The organism is Halorientalis regularis, from assembly GCF_023698535.1.
Taxonomy (GTDB): Archaea; Halobacteriota; Halobacteria; order Halobacteriales; family Haloarculaceae; genus Halorientalis; species Halorientalis regularis.
In genome coordinates this window covers 25,512-45,191 of record NZ_JALJCL010000011.1, presented here as the reverse complement: position 1 = coordinate 45,191, position 19,680 = coordinate 25,512, and the positions used below count along the sequence as shown (strand labels likewise).

21 protein-coding genes are annotated in these 19,680 nt (G+C 67.0%); 12 read left to right on the top strand and 9 right to left on the bottom strand.

The genetic code is table 11. The features are described from left to right. Positions 1-1,830, top strand: a complete 1,830-nt coding sequence (locus MU521_RS14635) for a ribosome biogenesis/translation initiation ATPase RLI (protein ID WP_092693637.1) — start codon at positions 1-3, stop codon at positions 1,828-1,830. Here the strand turns inward: MU521_RS14635 and MU521_RS14630 are convergent. Next, the gene (locus MU521_RS14630; RefSeq protein WP_092693638.1) at positions 1,818-2,225 is read right to left on the bottom strand and encodes a DUF7522 family protein; all 408 of its coding nucleotides are present in this window, start codon (positions 2,223-2,225) and stop codon (positions 1,818-1,820) included. The genes MU521_RS14635 and MU521_RS14630 overlap by 13 nt on opposite strands. A 129-nt stretch (positions 2,226-2,354) precedes the next feature. Here MU521_RS14630 and MU521_RS14625 point away from each other — a divergent pair, with 129 nt between their 5' ends. Next, positions 2,355-2,600, top strand: coding sequence for a hypothetical protein (locus MU521_RS14625; RefSeq protein ID WP_092693640.1), 246 nt, complete (start codon positions 2,355-2,357; stop codon positions 2,598-2,600). Here the strand turns inward: MU521_RS14625 and MU521_RS14620 are convergent. Continuing rightward, positions 2,597-3,679: a hemolysin family protein gene (locus MU521_RS14620; protein WP_092693642.1), complete on the bottom strand. Its 1,083-nt coding sequence runs from the start codon at positions 3,677-3,679 to the stop codon at positions 2,597-2,599. The genes MU521_RS14625 and MU521_RS14620 overlap by 4 nt on opposite strands. 144 nt (positions 3,680-3,823) lie before the next feature. On the opposite strand from MU521_RS14620, the gene MU521_RS14615 reads away from it, so the two are divergent. Beyond that, positions 3,824-4,597: a histidinol-phosphatase HisJ family protein gene (locus MU521_RS14615; RefSeq protein ID WP_092693644.1), complete on the top strand. Its 774-nt coding sequence runs from the start codon at positions 3,824-3,826 to the stop codon at positions 4,595-4,597. Positions 4,598-4,614: 17 nt separating this feature from the next. Here MU521_RS14615 and npdG read toward each other — a convergent pair whose 3' ends face one another. The 3 genes from npdG to MU521_RS14600 form a co-directional block, all read right to left on the bottom strand. Further along, positions 4,615-5,283, bottom strand: a complete 669-nt coding sequence (gene npdG / locus MU521_RS14610) for an NADPH-dependent F420 reductase (protein ID WP_092693646.1) — start codon at positions 5,281-5,283, stop codon at positions 4,615-4,617. 58 nt (positions 5,284-5,341) lie between these two features. After that, positions 5,342-6,208 (bottom strand): TIGR01548 family HAD-type hydrolase, encoded by an 867-nt coding sequence (locus MU521_RS14605; protein WP_092693648.1) that lies wholly within the window; start codon positions 6,206-6,208, stop codon positions 5,342-5,344. Between the two features lie 83 nt (positions 6,209-6,291). Then, positions 6,292-6,699 (bottom strand): UPF0146 family protein, encoded by a 408-nt coding sequence (locus MU521_RS14600; RefSeq protein ID WP_092693649.1) that lies wholly within the window; start codon positions 6,697-6,699, stop codon positions 6,292-6,294. Positions 6,700-6,738: 39 nt separating this feature from the next. On the opposite strand from MU521_RS14600, the gene MU521_RS14595 reads away from it, so the two are divergent. Further along, positions 6,739-7,260 carry an archaemetzincin family Zn-dependent metalloprotease gene (locus MU521_RS14595; protein ID WP_092693651.1) on the top strand — a complete coding sequence of 174 codons (522 nt, stop codon included), beginning with the start codon at positions 6,739-6,741 and terminating at the stop codon, positions 7,258-7,260. Positions 7,261-7,292: 32 nt separating this feature from the next. On the opposite strand, the gene MU521_RS14590 is transcribed toward MU521_RS14595, so the two are convergent. After that, the gene (locus MU521_RS14590; protein WP_092659517.1) at positions 7,293-7,559 is read right to left on the bottom strand and encodes a thioredoxin family protein; all 267 of its coding nucleotides are present in this window, start codon (positions 7,557-7,559) and stop codon (positions 7,293-7,295) included. A gap of 146 nt (positions 7,560-7,705) precedes the next feature. On the opposite strand from MU521_RS14590, the gene MU521_RS14585 reads away from it, so the two are divergent. Both MU521_RS14585 and MU521_RS14580 read left to right on the top strand, forming a co-directional pair. Further along, complete coding sequence (locus MU521_RS14585; RefSeq protein ID WP_092693654.1) at positions 7,706-8,398, top strand: helix-turn-helix domain-containing protein; 693 nt, start codon at positions 7,706-7,708, stop codon at positions 8,396-8,398. Positions 8,399-8,771: 373 nt separating this feature from the next. Next, on the top strand, positions 8,772-9,473 hold the full coding sequence (locus tag MU521_RS14580; protein ID WP_092693655.1) for a helix-turn-helix domain-containing protein: 702 nt from the start codon (positions 8,772-8,774) through the stop codon (positions 9,471-9,473). Positions 9,474-9,501: 28 nt separating this feature from the next. Here MU521_RS14580 and MU521_RS14575 read toward each other — a convergent pair whose 3' ends face one another. Further along, positions 9,502-10,446: a lipase family protein gene (locus MU521_RS14575; protein WP_092693657.1), complete on the bottom strand. Its 945-nt coding sequence runs from the start codon at positions 10,444-10,446 to the stop codon at positions 9,502-9,504. A 150-nt stretch (positions 10,447-10,596) separates the two neighbouring features. Between MU521_RS14575 and MU521_RS14570 the strand changes: the two genes are divergently transcribed. Genes MU521_RS14570 through MU521_RS14560 form a run of 3 tightly spaced genes read left to right on the top strand, consistent with a single transcriptional unit; the run spans position 10,597 to position 12,558 of the window. Continuing rightward, positions 10,597-10,755, top strand: a complete 159-nt coding sequence (locus MU521_RS14570) for a preprotein translocase subunit Sec61beta (RefSeq protein ID WP_092693659.1) — start codon at positions 10,597-10,599, stop codon at positions 10,753-10,755. Positions 10,756-10,780: 25 nt separating this feature from the next. Next, positions 10,781-11,155, top strand: coding sequence for a DUF7532 family protein (locus MU521_RS14565; RefSeq protein ID WP_092693660.1), 375 nt, complete (start codon positions 10,781-10,783; stop codon positions 11,153-11,155). Continuing rightward, positions 11,152-12,558: a ribonuclease FAU-1 family protein gene (locus tag MU521_RS14560; protein WP_092693662.1), complete on the top strand. Its 1,407-nt coding sequence runs from the start codon at positions 11,152-11,154 to the stop codon at positions 12,556-12,558. The genes MU521_RS14565 and MU521_RS14560 overlap by 4 nt, the downstream gene beginning before the upstream one ends. Before the next feature lie 72 nt (positions 12,559-12,630). Here MU521_RS14560 and MU521_RS14555 read toward each other — a convergent pair whose 3' ends face one another. After that, positions 12,631-14,016 (bottom strand): LVIVD repeat-containing protein, encoded by a 1,386-nt coding sequence (locus tag MU521_RS14555; RefSeq protein WP_092693664.1) that lies wholly within the window; start codon positions 14,014-14,016, stop codon positions 12,631-12,633. Positions 14,017-14,103: 87 nt separating this feature from the next. On the opposite strand from MU521_RS14555, the gene MU521_RS14550 reads away from it, so the two are divergent. Further along, positions 14,104-14,520: a hypothetical protein gene (locus MU521_RS14550; RefSeq protein ID WP_092693666.1), complete on the top strand. Its 417-nt coding sequence runs from the start codon at positions 14,104-14,106 to the stop codon at positions 14,518-14,520. Positions 14,521-14,547: 27 nt separating this feature from the next. Here the strand turns inward: MU521_RS14550 and MU521_RS14545 are convergent, their stop codons facing one another. Continuing rightward, positions 14,548-15,159, bottom strand: coding sequence for a TetR/AcrR family transcriptional regulator (locus tag MU521_RS14545; protein WP_092693668.1), 612 nt, complete (start codon positions 15,157-15,159; stop codon positions 14,548-14,550). Positions 15,160-15,299: 140 nt separating this feature from the next. Between MU521_RS14545 and MU521_RS14540 the strand changes: the two genes are divergently transcribed. Together MU521_RS14540 and MU521_RS14535 are read left to right on the top strand one after the other, a co-directional pair. Then, entirely contained in the window at positions 15,300-16,892 is a 1,593-nt protein-coding gene (locus MU521_RS14540) for a COG1361 S-layer family protein (RefSeq protein ID WP_139171139.1), read from the top strand. 1 nt (position 16,893) lies between these two features. Further along, positions 16,894-19,635, top strand: coding sequence for an efflux RND transporter permease subunit (locus MU521_RS14535; RefSeq protein ID WP_092693672.1), 2,742 nt, complete (start codon positions 16,894-16,896; stop codon positions 19,633-19,635). Positions 19,636-19,680 lie beyond the last annotated feature (45 nt).

Genomic DNA, 19,680 nt, shown 5'->3' with positions numbered 1-19,680 from the left:
ATGGCCGAAGACAGTATCGCCGTCGTCGACCTCGACAGGTGCCAGCCCGACCGGTGTAACTACGAGTGTGCGAACTTCTGCCCACCGAACCGGACCGGCGAGGAGTGTATCGTCACCCGCGACGAACGCCACGAGGACGACGACCTCTACGAAGGCGGCCCGGACCAGATCTCGATCAGCGAAGAACTCTGTCTGGGCGAGTCCTGTGGCATCTGCGTCGAGAAGTGCCCCTTCGACGCCATCGAGATCATCAACCTGCCACAGGAACTCGACGACGAGCCCGTCCACCGCTACGGCGAGAACGCCTTCGCCCTCTACGGCCTGCCCGCCCCCGAGGAAGGACAAGTCACCGGCATTCTGGGCCCGAACGGCATCGGGAAGACCACGGCCATCCACATTCTCGCCGGCGAGATGCGGCCCAACCTCGGCGAGTTCAACCAGGAGCCCGACTGGGACACCATCCTCGACGAGTACCGGGGCACCGGACTCCAGAATTACCTCGAAGACCTCCGTGACGACGACGTGACCGTCGCCCGCAAGCCCCAGTACGTCGACCAGATCCCCGACCAGTTCGACGGGAAGACCCGCGAGCTGCTCGAGCGGACCGACGAGCGCGGGGCGCTCGACGACCTCGTCGAACGGTTCGGTATCGAGGCCGTTCTCGATCAGGACATCGACTCCATCTCGGGCGGGGAACTCCAGCGCGTGGCCATGACCGCCACGCTGGCGCGCGAGGCCGACTTCTACTTCCTCGACGAGATCACGCCGTATCTGGACATCGGCCAGCGCGTGACCGCGGCCCGGATTATCCGGGAACTCGCCGAGGAGGAGGACCGCTCGATGCTCGTCGTCGAACACGACCTCGCGATCCTCGATTTGCTCGCGGACAACATCCACCTCGCCTACGGGAGCCCCGGGGCGTTCGGTATCATCACGCCGCCGAAGTCGGTCCGCAACGGGATCAACGAGTACCTCTCGGGCTACCTGGAGAACGAGAACATGCGCATCCGGCAGGACGCCATCGAGTTCGAGGAACACGCGCCCCGGACCGTCACCAGCGGCCAGGTGGTCGCCGAGTACCCCGAACTCACCAAGTCCTACGGCGACGGCGAGTTCAGTCTCGAAGCCGAGGCCGGCCAGATCCACGAGGGCGAGGTCCTGGGCGTCGTCGGTCCCAACGGGATCGGGAAGTCGACGTTCGCCCAGTTGCTCGCCGGCCGCCTCGACCCCGACACGGGCGAAGTCGACGCGGAACTGGACATCTCCTACAAGCCCCAGTACATCGAGATCGACCAGCACATGCGGGTCGACGCGTTCCTCCGGTCGATCACCGACGACTTCGGGTCCTCCTACTGGAAGACCGAGATCGCCCAGCCGCTCCAGCTCGAACGGGTGATGGAGCAGAACCTCACCGACCTCTCGGGCGGGGAGCGCCAGCGAGTCGCCATCGCGGCCTGTCTCTCGAAAGACGCCGATCTCTACCTGCTGGACGAGCCCTCGGCCCACCTGGACGTGGAACAGCGCGTGCTGGCGACCGACGCCATCCGCCGGTACACCGAGATTCACGACGCCACGGCGCTGGTCATCGACCACGACATCTACATGATCGACCTGCTGGCGGACCGCCTGCTCGTCTTCGACGGCGAACCCGCCCAGCACGGCCACGCCTCCGCGCCCAAGGGGATGCGCGAGGGGATGAACGAGTTCCTCGCCAACCTCGACGTGACCTTCCGGCGCGACGAACGGACCTCACGTCCGCGGGTCAACAAGCCGGGCAGTCAACTCGACCGCCAGCAAAAGAAGGACGGCGAGTACTACTATACCGACTGAACGGCCGGAATCCGTGGTTCGATCTCCTCGGAGAGATGCGCGTCGATATCCTCCATGGCGTCGATGCCGACGGACGAGTTCTCGCGCTGGAGCGTGACGAGAAAGCCCGACTTCTCGTCGAGACTGTCCGGCCAGACGAGGACCCACGCGTCGTCGAAGATTCGGACGAGGCCGTGGAACGGGCCGAGGTCGACCGCGTCGACTTTCGACTCCAGACTCAGCTGGTTGACGATCGCTTCGTCGACGAACGACTGCACGTCGCTGTCGGTGTACTGCGCCCGAACGTCGTCGCGCATCCGTTCTTCGTACTCTATCGGATGGTACCGGATCACCGCACGGATGTCGGCTCCGTACCGCCCCACCAGATCGTCCCAGACGCGCTCGCACAGGGTCACGGTCGGAGGTGTCGGCTAGAATCACGTATTAGTTGGGACGAGTTCGAACGGAGACACGCTGGAGCGGGCAGGCTCGGGATCGACCGTCGTCACCGCCACTTTTTGACCGTGACGCGCGTAGGGCCGACCATGGTCGGGTCGCGGACGGTGACGGCGGCGCTCGGCGTCGCGGTGAGTCTCCTCGTCAGTGTCGCACTCTGGTGGTACTTCGAGTCGTTCGTGTTCTTCCTGTTTCTCCCCTTCGTCCCCTTCCTGTTCCGGGGCGACGGGGCGGACGACGAGGGCGAACGCGTCCGGGAGTGTCCACAGTGTGGGTTCCGGACCGACGCCGACGAGTACGAGTTCTGCCCCCGTGACGGAACCCGGCTGGACTAGTCCAGTCGCCGCCGTTCCGCCGAGAGGTCGACGTTCTCGTCGAGTGGGTCCTCGATGTCGCCCATGACGGCTTCCAGCGCGTCGGTTGCGGTGAGCAGGCCGACGACCTCACCCTCCGAGAGGATCAGGGCGAGTTCCTGGCTCTCGGCCTGGAACTGGTCGACGGCGTCGCTGATGATCGTCTCTGGGGCCATCGTCATCGGCGGGGCGGCGACCTCCTCGAAGGAGGTATCGCCGGCCTGGAGATCCTCGATCCGGTCGATCACGGAGGGGACGTAGACGATGCCCAGGAAGTCCTCGGGCGCGTCGCCGATCAGCGGGAAGCGCGTGTGGGGACTGGAGCCGATCCGGTCCAGGTTCTCCGCGACGGACGCCTCCGTCGAGAGGAAGACGACGTCATCGACCGGCGTCATGACTTCGCTGATGGGTTCCTCGCCGACCCGGAGGGCGTTGCGGATCTCCTCGCGGCGTTCCTCCGAGAGGTCGCCCTGTTCGAGCAGGTAGTCCAGTCGGTTGCGCAGGTCCGCGCGGGACTCGATGATGTCCTCTTCGGCTTCGAGCCAGGCACCGGTCATCTCGACGCCGAAGAGTTTGAGGGTCCACTTGGCGATGGCGTCGCCGATCTTGATGATCGGCGAGATGAGCCAGGCGAACCAGTACAGTGGCGTCGCGCCCCAGCGAGTGACGAACTTCGTCCGTTCGACCCCGAGGTACGTCGGCGTCTGTTCCCCGTGGGTCAGGTGGACGAGGTTGATGATCAGGAAGGCGATGATCCCGCCGGCACCGATGGAGGCCAGCGCGGTGTTCGCGATGTACGGCTCGAAGATGGCCGCCAGCGCCGGTTCGGCGACGATCCCGACCGCGATGGATGAGGCGGTGATCCCGACCTGACAGCTGGTCAGGTAGATCTCCAGGTCGTCGGTCATCTCCCAAGCGCGGCGCAGCCCGGGCTTGTCGAACTCCGCTTCGGGGTACTGGCGGACACGGGTCAGGGCGAACTCGATGGCGACGAAAAAGCCGTTCGCGAGGATCAACGCGAGGCCCGCCCCCAGCCGAGTCCACAGTTCGAGCGCGTTCACGGGCGACCGTTCGCGGACCTGTCAAAAAGGATTGGTGGTCTCGATCATGCGGGTCGCGAACCCAACCGGCAGGAACCCGGCCTACATCGAACGCTGAAACGCAACGGGGGGTTATGCAGCGGGAACCGGTAGCACACACGTCAGATGGACCGGGACTATCACGTCCACTCGACGTACTCCGACGGGCGCTTCCTGTTCCAGATGGTTCGGGCGGCCGCCGAGGCCGGGCTCGCGGGCGTGGGGATCGCCGACCACTGCAACGTCTCGGACCGCGAGGAGATCGCCGAGCAGAAACACCTGCTCGGGTTCAACCTCGACGAGACCTACGAGCGCCGTCGGGAGGCGATCCAGCGACTCCGCGAGGAGTCCGAGATCGAAATCTACGACGGCGTCGAGATGGACTACCACCCCGAGGAAGAAGACGCGATCCGGGCGTTTCTCGACGAGGCCGACTTCCAGTACACCATCGGCAGCGTCCACTACCTCGACGGCGTCAACGTCCACGTCGAACCCTACTTCGCCGAGCAGACCGAGCGCGACCGGCAGGCCGCCGTCGACCGCTACTTCGACTACCTCGTGGCCCTGATCGACTCGGAACTGTTCGACGTGGCGGCCCACGTCGACCTCGTGGAGCGCAACCCCGCGCTCCGTGACCTCGCGACCGAGGCCGACTACCGGCGGGTCGCCGAGGCCTTCGCCGACTCCCGGACCATCCCGGAACTCAACGCCGGCCGCGCGCTCGACGAGTACGGCGAGTTCCACCCGTCGCCCGCCTTCCTCGACGTGCTGGCCGAGTACGGGATCCCGATCACGGTCGGCTCGGACGCCCACCAGCCCGAGGAGATCGGCGAACGCCACCCCCACATCGAGCGGTATCTCGACGCGCGAGGACTCGAAGCAGTGGAACTGTCGCTGTGAAAACGGGTCGCCGGGCCCTACTCGAACCGCACGCCCAGGTCGTGCATCCCGTCGTTGTTCTTGGCGACGTTGATCAGGAGCGGCGTGATCGCCTCGATCTCGGCGGCGTTGGCCAGCGGGCCGGCGTCGACGGGGCGCAGGCCCTCGATCGCCTCGGTCAGGCGGGTCACGGTGTCGACGGCGTCGGCGTCGTCGCCGACGATGGCCGTGTCGATGCCGAGATCGGCGTCGAGGTTGGCCAGCCGGGCCGCCGGCAGGTTGTGGTACGCGCCGACGACGGGCACGTCCTCGGGGGCGGCCTCGGCGGCCAGCGCGGTCACGCTACCCGCGCCGGGGCGGTTGTAGTGGAAGCCGTCCTCGTCGCGTTTCATCCCGACGGCGGGGGTGACGAGGACGGTGTCCTCGTCGATGGCGTCTTCGATGGCCTCGACGGTGTCGGAGAGGTGGTAGGCCGGGACCGCGAGGACGACCACGTCGGCAGCCGCGGCGGCGGCGGCGTTGTCGTGGCCAGCCACGTCGACGGTGCGGCCGCGGCTGTCGAGTTCGGTCTCGTACTCCCGGGCCTTGGTCTCGGCGCGGCTCGCCTCGCGGGAGCCGATCAACACGTCGTGGTCGGTGTCGTAGGCGAAGCGAAGCGCCAGTCCCTCACCGATGTCACCAGTGCCGCCCAGCAGTGCGATTTGCATACTCGTAGGTACGGCGATACCCCGAAAAGCGTTGCGCGAGCGGCCGACGTTGCCGCCGTCAGTCGAGCTTGCCGGGCAGGTCGTTGATCGAGTCGATCACCAGGTCCGCCCCCGCGCGTTCGTACTTCTCGCGGCCGGACTCGCCGGTCAACCCGCCGGTGAGGACGCCCACGCCGTAGTAGGTCCGGTCGGGGTCGGCCTCGGCCGCGTTGCCGGCGGTGCGCACGTCGTCGAGGGTGTCGCCGGCGAAGGCGACGGCGTCGGCCCCGAACCGCTCGGCCAGCGTCGTCAGCGCGCGTGGGTGTGGTTTCCCTTCGTCCCAGTCGTCCATCGTGAAGCGGTGGTCCTCGGGCACGTCCAGCCCCACGCGGTCCAGCGCGATGTCGGCCTCGGCGGCGGGCCGGCCAGTCAGTACGCCCACGTCGAAGTTGCGCTGGAGGCGGGCGAGTGCTTCGGGGTCGACGAGCTTCGGTTCGTCGTTGATGGACCCCTCGGTGTCCATGTCCGGTTCGCCGCCTTCGAGGTCGCGGTACAGGTCGCTCCCGAGGTAGAGTTGCTGGAAGACCTCGCGCAAGCGGTCCGTGTCCCAGGCGTCGTAGATGCGCTCGCGCTCGGCCGGGCCGACGGCGTTGACGACGACCGTCTCGGCGGCGTCGAGGCCGCCGCCGGTCGCGGCGATCATGTCGGTGAACGATTCGATGTCTCGGTCCAGCCCGTACTGCGTGGCCAGCACGTACAGCGCCGCCGCGTAGGTGAGTTCCCAGTCGTTGTTGAAGCCTCCGGCGTCCTTGAACTGCTGGATGGCCGCCCGGTCGACCGTGTCCCCGTAGACGTGTTCGATAGACTCGACGATGGCTCGGCGGTAGGAGTCGGCGACGTCGACGAGTACCCCGTCGATGTCGAGCACGACCGCGTCTACCTGCATACCCGTCCCAAGAGGGGCCGCCTTGAAAACCGCTTCTGACCTGTCGAACCGCGAGGGGCGTCGTGTGCCATCACACCACACGGTTATCCGGACCGACTGCCCTCGGCGAGAAACAGCGTCTCGCCGGTCCCGTGGAGGGGCTCGCGGGTCACCGACACCAGCGGTGGATCGCCGCCCAGCGTGGTGAACAGGAGGTCCGCGTCGGCCTCGCGGGCCACATCGCGAACCGGCCGATGGAGTTCCGGCGGCAGGTTCAGCGCGTAAATCGTGTCGGCGTCGGCGTAGACGGCGGGGTCGGGGTCGGTCACGTCGTCGCGGACGAACGCGACGCTCGCGGGCACCTCGCGGTCGGATACGTCGGTGGCGGTCACGGTACAGCCCCGGTCGGCGAGCGCGGCGGCGACGGCAGGGCGGTTGCCGATTCCCACCTCCACGAGGGTGTCGTCGGTGGCCAACCTGTCGACGAGGGCGGCGTGACGAGCGTCGGACACGGCGGGATGTTTATGGGCAGCCCGGTCATATACGTTGGCATGCACGTCGACATCGTGCCGGTCGGCGAGGTGGACGCCCCGGTCAAGCGGGAAGCCTCCGCCGGATTGCGGACCGTCTACGACTGCGAGGTCACGGTCCACGACGCCCAGCCGGTGCCTGACGGGTCCTACGACGCCAATCGGGACCAGTTCCGCGCAGAGGAGTTCATCGAACTCGCCAGCCACGTCGGCTCGGGAGAGAAAAACATCGCCATCACCCCGAAAGACCTGTTCTATCGGCGGCGCAACTACGTCTTCGGGCTCGCCTATCTCGACGGGAACGGCAGCGTCATCTCCACCTACCGGCTCCAGACCTCCTCGGACGGCGGCTTCTCGAATCGCTCCGCGGAGGACATCTTCTCGGATCGCGTGCGCAAGGAGGTCGTCCACGAGATCGGCCACACGCTCGGCCTGGAACACTGCGACAACAAACGCTGTGTGATGAACTTCTCGCCGACGGTTCGGGAGGTCGACGTGAAAGAGGAGAACCTCTGTGGCACCTGTCAGCGACAGGTCCTCTAGGCGGGGACCCGGAAAATCGGATCGTCGTCGGTTTATGCGCCGGCTTTCTCGAGGGCGTCCTCGATGTCGTCGGCCTGCGTGACGCCCACGAACCGGTCGACGATACCGTCGTCGTTCTCGACGATGAGCGTGGGCAGGGACCGGACCTGGTACTCGTTGGCCACGTCCTGCTCCTCGTCGACGTTTACCTTCTCGAACTCGACGCTTTCCCACTCCGTCTCCAGCTCCTCCAGGATGGGATCCTGGGTCTTACACGGACCGCACCAGTCCGCGTAGAAGTCCTTGAGCGTGACTGTCATAGATCTACGACGGTTGTAGCCCACGGTTCCCGATAAGCGTTTTCACTGCCGAGGCGACCCAGATCGGGAGAGAGCCACCGGACTGCGCCAGTGGCCGCGACTGACACGACAGAACATTTATTCGCCGGGTCACGAAAGTGGCGCGTATGCGGTTCGCGTCCTACGTCATCACGCCGAATCGGGGGTACTTCGATCCTGGGGAAGAGGTCTTCAGGGATCACGGGGTGATTCTCCGCACCATCGAAGACATCAGCATCCTCACCGACGGGTCGTTCGTGGCGCTCTACGAGGTCTCGGCCGACGAGGCGGACATCCACGAGAGCATGTCCCAGGCCGGGGAGAAAGTGATCGGCTACGACACCGCCGGTGGGGAGGGGACGCGGCGACTCCAGGTCCACTACTATCCGAGCGATGCTATCAGGAGTCTCTTCGATATCCACCGCTCACACGCGACCCATCTGGAGTATCCTCTGGAGTTCGTCCGCACGGACACGTCGAGCCTGCGAATCTCGCTTTTGGGGCCCGAATCGGAACTGCAGGACCAGATCACGGCGACCCGCGAGGCAATCGACGTGACCATCGAGCAGGTGAGCAGTTACGAACCGGCCGCCAGCCGCGAGTTCGGGACGCTCACCGAGCGCCAGCGCGAGGTGTTACGGACCGCCGTCGAGAAGGGCTACTACGACGTGCCCCGGAAGGTGACCTACGAAGACATCGCCGCCGGTCTGGACTGTTCGGCCGGTGCCGTGGGCCAGCACCTCCGGCGCATCGAGAGCGAGCTCCTGACGGGCGTCGTCCCCGAAACCGGGGTCGGGGCGGACGCCGACGGCGCGAACTGATCGGCACGGTCGCGCCCGAAAAGTGAGAGTCGGGACGCCTGCGTGGGGAACAGACGCGACGTGGTGTCAGCACCCGACACCGCGGCAGGTCCCGTGATCGCACCGCGGAACCGGTCGCACGAACGGGCGCGCTCGCTCGCGGGGTCGCACCGACGAGCCGATAGGGGATTCGGAACACCGGTCGTCAGGTCACCCCGCATCACGGGCGGACGCCCGTGTGACAGTCACACCGCAACATTGTATCAACTCGTATTTGTATTTAATTTATCTTTCTGCGCGAACTTTTTTTACATCGGGTCGATCACTGGCCGGAGACGTATTGAGCCTCGAAACGGTGACAATCACTATTGAGACGGTTCACGGTACAGGAACTGTGAGATACGTCACGTACGCGCTGACGCCGGAGCGGGGGTACTTCGACCCCGGGGAGGTGGTGTTCCGGGAGTGTGGGGTCGTCCTCCGGTCGATACAGGAACAGAGCCTGTTGACCGACGGGACGGCGGTGATGCTGTACGAGGCGGAAGCGACCCGCGATCAGATCGACGAGAGTTTCGCCCACGCGGGCGACAAGGTGATCGACTACCAGGTGGCCGACGCCGGCGATCACGTGATGCTCCAGGTCCACTACCACCCCAGCGACCTCATCAGGAACCTGCTCGAACTCCACGACTCCTATGCGACCCACCTCGATTTCCCGCTGGAGTTCGTCGACCCGTCGATCTCGAGTCTCCGGGTGTCCGTGATCGGCGCGAAAGAGCAGCTGCAGGAACAGATCGCGGCGACGCGCGAGGAGGTCGACGTGACCATCGAACGCATCGGCGACTACGACCCGGGGACCGACCGGCGCTTCGCCGGCCTCACCGAGCGCCAGCGGGAGGTGTTGCTGGTCGCCGTCGAGAAGGGGTACTACGAGTCGCCACGCGAGGCGACCTACGACGACATCGCGGCCGATCTGGACTGTTCGGCCAGTGCGGTCGGCAAACACCTCCGCCGGATCGAGAGCGAACTCGTCGACGCGGCGGTGTCGGACCGCGCGATAGGTGAGTTTCGGGACACGCTCGCCGAGATACGGTGAATGGTTCTTCAGACGGCCGGTCACCCGCTTACCACCAGCCGTCGTCTTCGTCGTCGCTCTCCGCGTCGGCTCCACCGTCGTCGAATCGATCGACGATCTGTGGGACACAGCCCCTGTCGGGCCGAAAGTAGTCGCAGTGATTCAACACGGCGTCGGTGACCTCCACGTCGGCGTACGTGTCCGGCGTCGACCCGTCGTCGAACCAGCCACCGTCACACTCGGCACCGACACAGCCGACGCCCTCGGTCATCTCCAGCAACTTGTAGGCGCTACAGACGATGTCGTCGTTCTTCGAGTGGAAGTTGTACACCGCGTCGGCCGACCCCGCGATGCCGTCGCCGAACCGGCCGTCCGCACAGACGGTCTCGGGATCGTTCGCCGCACCGATGGCCGATACCGACGTGACCGAGCCGTCCAGTGCGTCGAGCATCGCGTAGGCGGCGCGCCCGCCCAGCGAGTGGCCGACGACCCGAACCCTGGTGTCGGGGTTGTCGGCCATGTAACCGTCGAGCCAGCCGGCGAACTCCGCGCCGGCGGCTTCGGCGGCGTCTTTGCCGCCCCACCAGTCGAGCGTGTTCGAGTCCCAGAGGACCGAGACGACCGGCGCGCCGTACCCGTTCGCGGCGAGTGCGTCCGCCAGCGCCTGTCCCTGGTTCTCGCCGCCGCCCGAGGCGTCTTCGAGCCAGCCGTGGATGTAAAACAGCACTTCGTCGTCGCCCGACGGCATCGCCCCGCGTGTCTCCAGACCGTCGCCGGCCAGGTCGACGATGGGTGCGTCGTCGGGTGCTTGTGGCAGGTCGGCCAGGCAGTTCCCGAGGAACTCCGCCTCGGCCGCCTCGGCCGTGGCCGTCCCGCTGGCCGCACCGAGTCCCACCGTCCCGACCGCCGCCACCGACGTGGCCTTCAGCACGCTCCGCCGATTCAATCCCGAGTCCCGATCCTGTTCGTCCTGGTGAGTGGTCTCGTCTGTCATCGCTTCCCCCAGTGACACACAATGACGTATGTCAGGGGGTGAGCGTTCTCTGCCGTATCTGAACCAATTTAAGTAGCCGGTCAATTGAGGTGGTTCATACGATCGGATCGAGGCGAAAAGCTTACCCTCGGGGACCGGTCACTGTCGGGTATGAGCAGTAACGACGGCGGGGGGCTGATGTCGAGTGCCGGGCTGGTCCGGTACTTCGACGCCGAGGACAACAACGCGATCCGAATCGACCCGAAGACTGTCGTCGCCTTCGGCGCCTTCTTCGGCATCTTCGTGCAGATCCTGAACCTGATTCTTTAGGACCCCGGCCCGCTAACGGCCGGGCATGCACTTCGACCAGCGGACACAGCGGGCGCTCCGCGAGGCCGGCCTGTCGACGGACGAGATCGACGCAACCTCCGAGCGCGTCGTCGAGGCGACGGCCGAGACGGCCGAGGCCATCGAGGACTTCTTCGACGGAGTCGACACCGTTCACTCGGACATGGACATCGCCCACAGCGCCAGCGACATCGTCGAACACGACGTGGAGTACGTCGACCTCTACACCCACGCCGCCGACCTGCGGGGCTATCTGAAGTTCGACGGCTGGGGCGTCTACGTCGAGGGCGGCCGCGTCCTCACCGACGAGACCGTCGAGTTGACCCTGGGACCGACCGTCCACGACCGGGTGCGGTTCAGCACCGATCCCGAGTCGCTATGAACGTCCGCGTTCGTGGCATCTACAGCACGGCCCTGACCGAGACGGTCGCCGACCGCGAGGACCTGTCGGTGGTCCAGGCCTCCGACGCCATCGCCGACCGCTTCGAGCGCTCGTTCCCGCCGGTTCACGCCGACGCGAGCGTCGAACCGACGAGCGACCGACAGGGCGTCGGCGTCGCCGGCGACCCCGAGGCGGTGGCGACGCTGGCGGATCTGCTCGCCGACGTGGGACGGGACACCCTCGTCTGGACCGACCCAGCGCCGCAGGACGCTGTGTTCGACGGCCGGGTGACAGAGACGCTGGGTAGCGGTGCGGTCGTCCGCCTCGACGACGGTGTGGAGGGGTTCCTGCCCTACGACCGCACCGACGACCGCGTGGAGGCCGACGACCGGGTTCGCGTGCAGGTACGGGAACCCGCCCCGCCCTGGGGTTCGAACAGGGCCGTCCTCGACACGGAACTCGGGTTCGCGGGCGCGCTGGCCGAACTGGTGCGGGGCGGGTCGACCACCCGCGGCAGCGGCCCGGCGGACATCGTGGACCTCATCGCGGCGGACCCCCGGGACGGCTGGGGCGTCCGCTGGGGGCACCTGTCCGACGACGCGGAATTCGACGCGCTCGCCGACGCCCTGCAGGCCCACAACGACCGCGCCGAATCGCTAGAGAAGGCGCTGGCCGACGCCCCCGATCCCGGGGAGACGGTCGGACGGCGCTGGGACGGGTCGGCGACACGGTGGATATGGTTCGGGCGCGAGTCCCGCTTCGCGCTGGACGAACGCCGGCGCGACGTGGTGCCGACGATGCCCGGCCACCACCGCATCAAGGCCGGCGACGACCGCGCGAGCGCCGCCGTCGACTTCGCGGAGGCCATCTGTGGCTCGACGGACGGCGGGGACGGCGACGGGCTTGACTTCCCCTTCGGCGTCGTGACCCGGCAGTTCGGCCCGCGAGAGGGCGATTCGGTCGAGATCGGCCACGGCAAGCCCGACGGCCGCTACATCAGCCTCGGCCGTGGCGACGTGGCCGCGTCCGACCCCGACGGGACCGTGACGGTCTCGCGGGAACTCTCGCCCGGCGGGACCCTCGACGCCATCGACGAACCCATCGAGGCCGGTGACGTGGCGGTGACGAAGTTCAAGGAGGGGCGCTGGTGGTACGCGACGGTCTACCGGGACGCCGAGGACCGCCGGAAAGGCACCTACGTCAACGTCTGCACGCCCGTGGAGGTGTTCCCCGATACCGTGCGCTACGTCGACCTGCACGTCGACGTGGTGAAACACGGCGACGGCCGGGTCGAGCGCGTCGACGACGACGAACTCGACGCCGCCGTCGAATCGGGGGACGTGCCCGAGGACCTGGCCGAGAAAGCCCGGAACGTTGCCGGCGCGGTCGAGAACGCGCTTTGAGGGCCCGTCGGTGGTCGTTCCAGCGCGTGGCTCTGGGCTCGTTTCACTCGTCGCTCGTCCGGCCCCGAGCCCTCACTCCGTTCGGTCTCGGGTCGCACGCCACGCACCCAGTCCGAGTCCGGCCAGCCCCGCCAGCACCCCGAATCCGGGGCCGCTGGCGTCGGTCGTGGTGGCGGCCCTCGACACCGTGTCGGTCGCACCGTCGGTCGGTGTTCCGCCCCCGTCCGCGGGCGTCAGGCCGGAGCCAGGGTCGGGGAGCGTGTAGAGCCGTTCGGTGATGTCGACCCCGGGCGGCTGGTCGACGCTGGGGGCGACGACGGCGTCGCCCGCCGGGCACGCGGTCCAGAAGCAGGCGTCGTCGGTGTCGCGCCAGGCGGCGATCTCGGTTGGGTTCGCGGGGTCGCTCACGTCGAAGACCTTGACGCCGCCCTGGTACCAGGACGTGTAGAGTCGGTCGCCGGCGAACGTGAAGTTGTGGGCGGTCGTCCAGACGCCGTTCGAGTAGCCGGCGCTCTCCTCCTCGGGGATCGGCGGCGGGTCGATCCGGGTGAGGCGTCGGGGGTTCGCCACGTCGGACACATCGTAGAGGACGATGCCACCGGGGCCGGGCTGGAACCACGCCTCGATCCCGATGCCGAGCAGGTCGCCGCTCTCGTTCACGGCGACGTAGTGGTCGTTGCCGGGCCGGCGGAGCCCCTCTCGTCGGGCACCGTTGCGCCCGTACTCCCGGAGTTCCTCGACCGGCCGGCCGCGGACCCGGGAGACCAGCGAGGGGGTCGCCGGGTCGCTCACGTCGACGATCCAGGTGCCGGCGTCCCAGTGAGCCAGGTAGGCAAGGCCGTCCTGGACGTACACGTCGTGGAGGTTCGCGAGCGAGTAGCGCACGTCGGCCCACCGCTGGTCGTGGTCGGTGAGCGCCCAACCGCCCAGTCGTTCGGGATCGGACCCGACCGACACCGTCGCGAGGCCGACGCTGCCGGCGCTGTTTGCGGTGAGGGAGGCCACGCCGTCGTCGATGTCGCAGTTGTGGATCGGATACGGCGTCTCGTGGACGCCCAGTCGCTCGGGGTCGGCGGGGTCGCTCACGTCGTAGAAGACGGCGGCCTCGATGGCGTCCCGACGTGGGTTGGCCGGGCCGACGACGGCGAGCGTGTCGCCGTCGCATTTTACGTCCCAGACGTTGCGCAGGGGGCCGTCAGCGCGGCCGGCGAGGATGTCGCGGCGTTCGGCCAGCAGGACCGGGGCGGTCGGGTCCGAGAGGTCGACGGTCGCGAACCCGTCAGAGACGGCCGCGAAAGCCGTGGTGCCGTCGTCGCCGACGACGGTTTCGGCCAGACCCGGGAGTTCGAGCGTCCCGAGCGGTGCGGACGAGGAGGACGATTGCGGGCGAGAACGACCAGCGGCGACCGGCGTCAGTCCGATGCCGGCCGTCGCGGCGAGAAACTGGCGGCGGCGCATGTTCGACCCTCGGGGCACCGACACCTATGGGTTGTGGTGGCCACCCGCCGCGACAGGTTCAATAGTTGTGACGTGGTATCGTAGCACATGGTATCGGACGGATCGACGACACCGGCGGACCTGACCGAGGACGAACGGGCGGCGTTACACCAGGTCGAACTCGGGCTGGAGTGGCTCCACCGGGCACACGGGCATCTGGTCGAGTTTCACCACAATACGGGCCACGCGATGGACCACCTCGCGGAGGCCGAACCCCTGTTGCGGGAGTGTGGCTACGACGAGTTGGCCGACGCGGTGCGGGACCGGTATCTCCCCCACGGCGTCATCGACGATGACCGGTGGTCCTACGACGTGCTGGAGAGCTTCCAGGAGGGGTTTCTCGACGAGATCGAGGCCTTCGAGCAGGAGGCTCGCGAGGCGGTTGCGGACGGGCAGCGCCACGCCGCCGAGCGAGCACAGGAACGGACCTGGAAGGACCGGGCCGGGCGGGAGCGACGGGAGTAAGGGGCGGCGGTGTGCGGTTGCGGTGACTCAGTCGTCGTCGAGAAGTCTGGACTCGATGTACGCGTCCAGTTCGGTACGGACCGCGTCGAGGTCGGGCTCGGTGCTGGTCGTCGCTTGAAAGGTCGCGCCCTGGATGATGGTGACGAGCATCGACGCGACCTGTTCGGCGTCGACCTCCCGGAAGATGCCCTGCTGGATGCCTTCTTCGATGATGTCCTGGACTCTGGACTCGAAGTACCGGTCGTTTCTGGTGAACTGCTCGCGGAAGGAGTCGTCGTGAGCGGACTGGGCGCGCAGTTCAGTCATCGCCCGGTTGAACTGCTCGCGGTCCCCGTCGAGAATCTCGGCGAACACGTGGTCGAATCCGACCCGCAGACGGTCGTCGGCGGCGGCCGCCTCTTCGAGCGGAATCGTCCCTTCCATCCGTTCGAGCATGAACCCCAGAAAGTCGACCAGGAGCGCGTCCTTGCTATCGTAGTGGTGATACAACAGCGACTTGCTCTTGTCGAACTCGTCGCCGATACGCTGAATCGTCAGATCCGCGTAGCCGTGTTTCGAGAGTGCATCGTACGTGGCCTTCATGATGGCCTCGCGCGTGTCGTCGGGATCCGACTCGAACAGGTCCGTCCGCTTCGGCATTGTTGACTGAATATTCAATCACCGACTAATAGCCTTTCGACTCTTCCCATCGAGCGACGGACCTGGTACCGAATGGAAAGATACTTGTGTTGAATGAACGTTCAATCAAGTACGCGAACTGACTGAACGTTCAATCAAGCATGAGAGGAACACAACTCGCGGTTCTCGGAGTCGTCGCACTGTTTCTGGTACCGATGCCGGCGCTTGGCGGATTCGTCGTGTCGGGCAATCCGGAGCTGTCGGCGTCCATCGGGGACAACGCCGTCGTCGCCGGGGAAGACACGACGCTCTCCCTGCAGATCAACAATCAGGGGGAGGTCGACTACGGCTCGGCCAGCGGACTGGAGGCCCAGGTCACCAACGCTCGCGGGATGACGGTCGATCTGCAGTCCGGGAAGGCACCGGTGTCCATCGAGACCAACCAGCAGACCGTCGGCCAGTTACCCGGCGAGGCCTCGACCGAAGTGCCGTTCGACATCGCCGTCGCCGAAGACGCCGAGCCAGGGACCTACACCCTGACGGCGAAGGTCGACTACGAGTACTACTCGAAGATTACCCAGTCCGACTCGGGCCTGCGGACCTACAACGAGAAAACGGAGACCGATACGTTCCAGGTCACCCTCCGGATCGAGGACAGCGCCCGGTTCGAGATCGTCGACACCGAGTCCGACGTGCAGGTCGGCTCCAGCGGCACGGTCGGCGTGACGATGGAGAACACCGGGACGGAGACGGCCAGTGACACGAGCGTCACGCTCGAATCGCTGAACGGCGACCTCACGTTCGGCCAGTCGAGTTCGGCGACCCGCTACGCCGGCGAGTGGGCACCCGGCGAACGGAAGACCATCGAGTATCAGGTCCGGGCTTCGTCCGACGCCGAACAGCAGCGCTACGCCTTCCGCGCGACCGCCAGCTACGACGACAGCGACGGCGTGGCCCACCAGTCCGACGGGCTCTCGATGGGTGTCGTCCCCCTGCCCGAGACGGACTTCGAGCTGTCGAACGTCGAGTCCTCGCTCCGCGTCGGTGAGGACGGCACGCTCTCGGGGACGATCCGCAACGACGGCGATCTGGTCGCCGACGACGTGGTCGTCAGACTGACCAACCAGCTCCAGAACCTCACCCCCACCGACCGGGAGTACTCCGTCGGGACGCTCGGACCCGGCCAGTCGGCGGAGTTCGACCTCGATATCGAGGCGAGCGACGCCGCCACGAGCGGGCCCAAGCAGTTCGTCTTCGTCGCCGAGTACCGCGACAACGAGGGCGACGCACGCACGAGCGACGACCTGCCGACCCGCGTGGACGTGGCCCCCGGCTCCGACGCCTTCGCCGTCAGTATCGTCAACGGCTCGGTCGAGAACGGCGGCTCGACGACCATCGGCGTCGAGGTCACCAACACGGCAAACGAGACGCTGTCGGCCATCTCGGCGAAGGTATTCGCGGACAGCCCGATCAGCGTCTCCGACTCGGAGGCGTACATCGACGAACTCGGCTCGGGCGAGTCGACGACGATCAGCTTCAACGTCGGGGCCAGCGGCGCACTGCCCAAGCAGTACCCCCTCTCGCTGGACTTCGAGTACGACGACACGGACGGTGACACGCTGCTCTCGGACCGCTACCGCGTCCCCATCGACGTGAACGAGCGGAGCGGTGGCGGCGGCGGCTTCCCGCTGACACTCGTCGGCGTCGGCGTCGTCCTCGTCGTCGCTATCGGCGGTTACATGCGCTTCCGCTAACATGGATCACCAGCGCGTCATCGACCGGATCGACGAGACAATCGTCGAACGGCCCGGCCGGATCATCCTCGCGTTCCTCCTCGTGACCGCCGTGTTCGCGATGGGGCTGGGTAGCGTCGGGACCTCTGCCGGGACCTCGCAGTTCACCACCGGCCTCCCGGCCGAGGAGGCCTTCACGCAGGTCAACAAGAAGTTCTCCCCCACGTTCGCCGCCGACACCGGGAGTACGTCGCTCATCCAGTACAACCGGAACGTCCTCGACAGGGAGTCACTGCTGAGCATGTTGCGCGCCCAGGAGCGACTCAAGGAACGGGACTCCTTGCGCGTGATCTCGACCGGCGGGGCGGCCCGCATCGTCGCCACACAGCTCGATCCGACGGCGACGACGCTAGAGGAACAGATCGACGCCGTCGAGGGCGCGACCGCCGGTGAGATCGACCGGGCGGTCGCGCAGGCGGCCGAGCGGAGTCCGCAGTTTTCCGGCCTCCTGAGCAACGACTTCAACCCCAAGTCCGCGACCGCGACGGCGACCATCGGCTCGGTGAGCCACGAGGTCCCAGCCGGCCTCTCGTCGGGGTCGGGTCAGGGCGGCACCAGCCCCCTGACGCCGATCCAGGAGCAGTCGATCTTCGTCGTGTCGACCGTCGAGGGGTCGATCCAGGTGTTCGGGTCGGGCGTGCTGGCGAGCGAGTTCTCGAACGTCATCCTCGACTCGCTGTTGATCGTCGTGCCGGCCGCGGTGGTCTTCATCACGTTCTTCCTGATCATCGCGTACCGCGACCTGATGGACCTGCTGCTGGGCGTGATCGCACTGATAATGGGGATCGTCTGGACGTTCGGGTTCATGGGGCTGGCCGGGATCCCGTTCAGCCAGATGCTGATCGCGGTCCCGCCACTGTTGCTGGCGGTCGGGATCGACTTCGGGATCCACGCGATCAACCGTTACCGGGAGGAGCGAGCCCACGACTACTCCATCGAGGAGTCGATGCGGGTCACGACCGACCAGTTGATCGTGGCCTTCTTCATCGTCACGGGGACGACGGTCATCGGCTTCGCCGCGAACCTGATCAGCGACCTCGGCCCGGTCCGTGACTTCGGGGTCGTCGCGAGCATCGGGATCGTCTTCACCTTCCTGATCTTCGGGATCTTTCTCCCGGCGGCGAAGGTGTGGCTGGACCGGAAACGCGAGAAGTACCCGATCCCGACGTTCAGTCAGACCCCGATGGGCTCGGAAGGGTCGGCCCTCAGTGGCGTCCTCCGGATCGGCGTCGTCATCGCCGACCGCGCGCCCGCCATCTTCCTGATCCTGATCTTGCTCGGGACCGCCGGGGCAGGCTACTACGCCACCGGCGTCTCCACCTCCTTCGCCCAGGAGGACTTCCTCCCACCCGAGGACAACCCCGACTGGGTGATGGAGTTGCCCGAGCCGTTCCGCCCCCACGAGTACACGGTCACGGAGACGACGAACTTCCTCGAGGACAAGTTCGACTCCACCCAGTCGGACTCGGTGACGATGTACGTCGAGGGGCAGTTAGAGAAACCCACAGCATTGGAGAGTATCCACAGGGCCGGCGACGACCCACCCGACACCGTCCTGACGGACGGCGGCCGCCACGCCGACTCGACGAGCATCGTCACGGTGATCCAGGACCGCGCCCAGCGCAACGAGTCGTTCGCCCAGCTGGTCGACCGCAACGACCGCAACGACAACGGGATACCCGACCAGAACCTCGGTGACGTGTACGACGCCTTGCTGTCCTCGCCGGCCCGCGGACAGGCGCTGAACTACATGACCGAGGACCGCCGGGCGACCCGCGTCGTCTACACGGTCGAGTCCGGCGCGGAACAGGCCGAGATCACCGCCGACGCCCGCGAGATGGCCGACGGCTTCCGGTTCCACGCCGTCGCGACCGGCCAGACGGTCGTCTTCCAGGCGGTTTCGGACGTGATCTTCATGTCGGCCATCGAGAGCCTGGCGCTGGCCCTGCTCGGGGCGACCCTGTTCCTGTTGCTGGTCTACTACATCCTCGAGGGACGGGCGACCCTGGGTATCGCGAACGTCATCCCGATCATCACGACGGTGGCGCTGGTCGCGGCGACGATGCGGTTCGCCCGGATTCCGTTCAACGCCATCACGGCGACGATGCTGGCGATCACCATCGGGCTCGGGATCGACTACTCGGTCCACGTGACCCACCGGTTCGCCGACGAGCGCCGGGAACACGACCTCACGAGGGCCCTGGACCGGACAGTCCGGGGGACCGGCGGTGCGCTCCTGTCGAGCATGCTCACCACCGTCTTCGGTATCGGCGTGCTCGCACTGGCGCTGTTCCCGGCCATCGGTCAGTTCGGTATTCTGACCGCAGTGAGCATCTTCTACTCGTTCCTCACCTCGATCTTCGTCCTCCCGGCGGCGCTGGTGCTGTGGGACGGCTTCGTCGGCTACGACGAGGGCGCGACGGCGACCACGGGTGGGGGCGGCCCCTCGCCGGACCTCGGTCCCGAGCCCGCCACCGGGACGCCCAACCCCGACGCGGCCGCATCGACCGAGGACACGTCGCTGACCGAATCCCTGCTGGGGATCGGCTCGACGGACGACGGGACCGACGCCACGGCCAACGGCGGCGCGACGGCCGGCGCGAACGGTGACGCGACCACCGCCGACGGCGACGCGGACGCGGCGAGCGACGACGACGCCGAAGTGGAGACGACGGCCGACGCAGACTCGACCGCCGAGGACTGACTGGCGGCCGCGGGGCGGGCGGATTAAGCGCCCGGCAGCCCTATT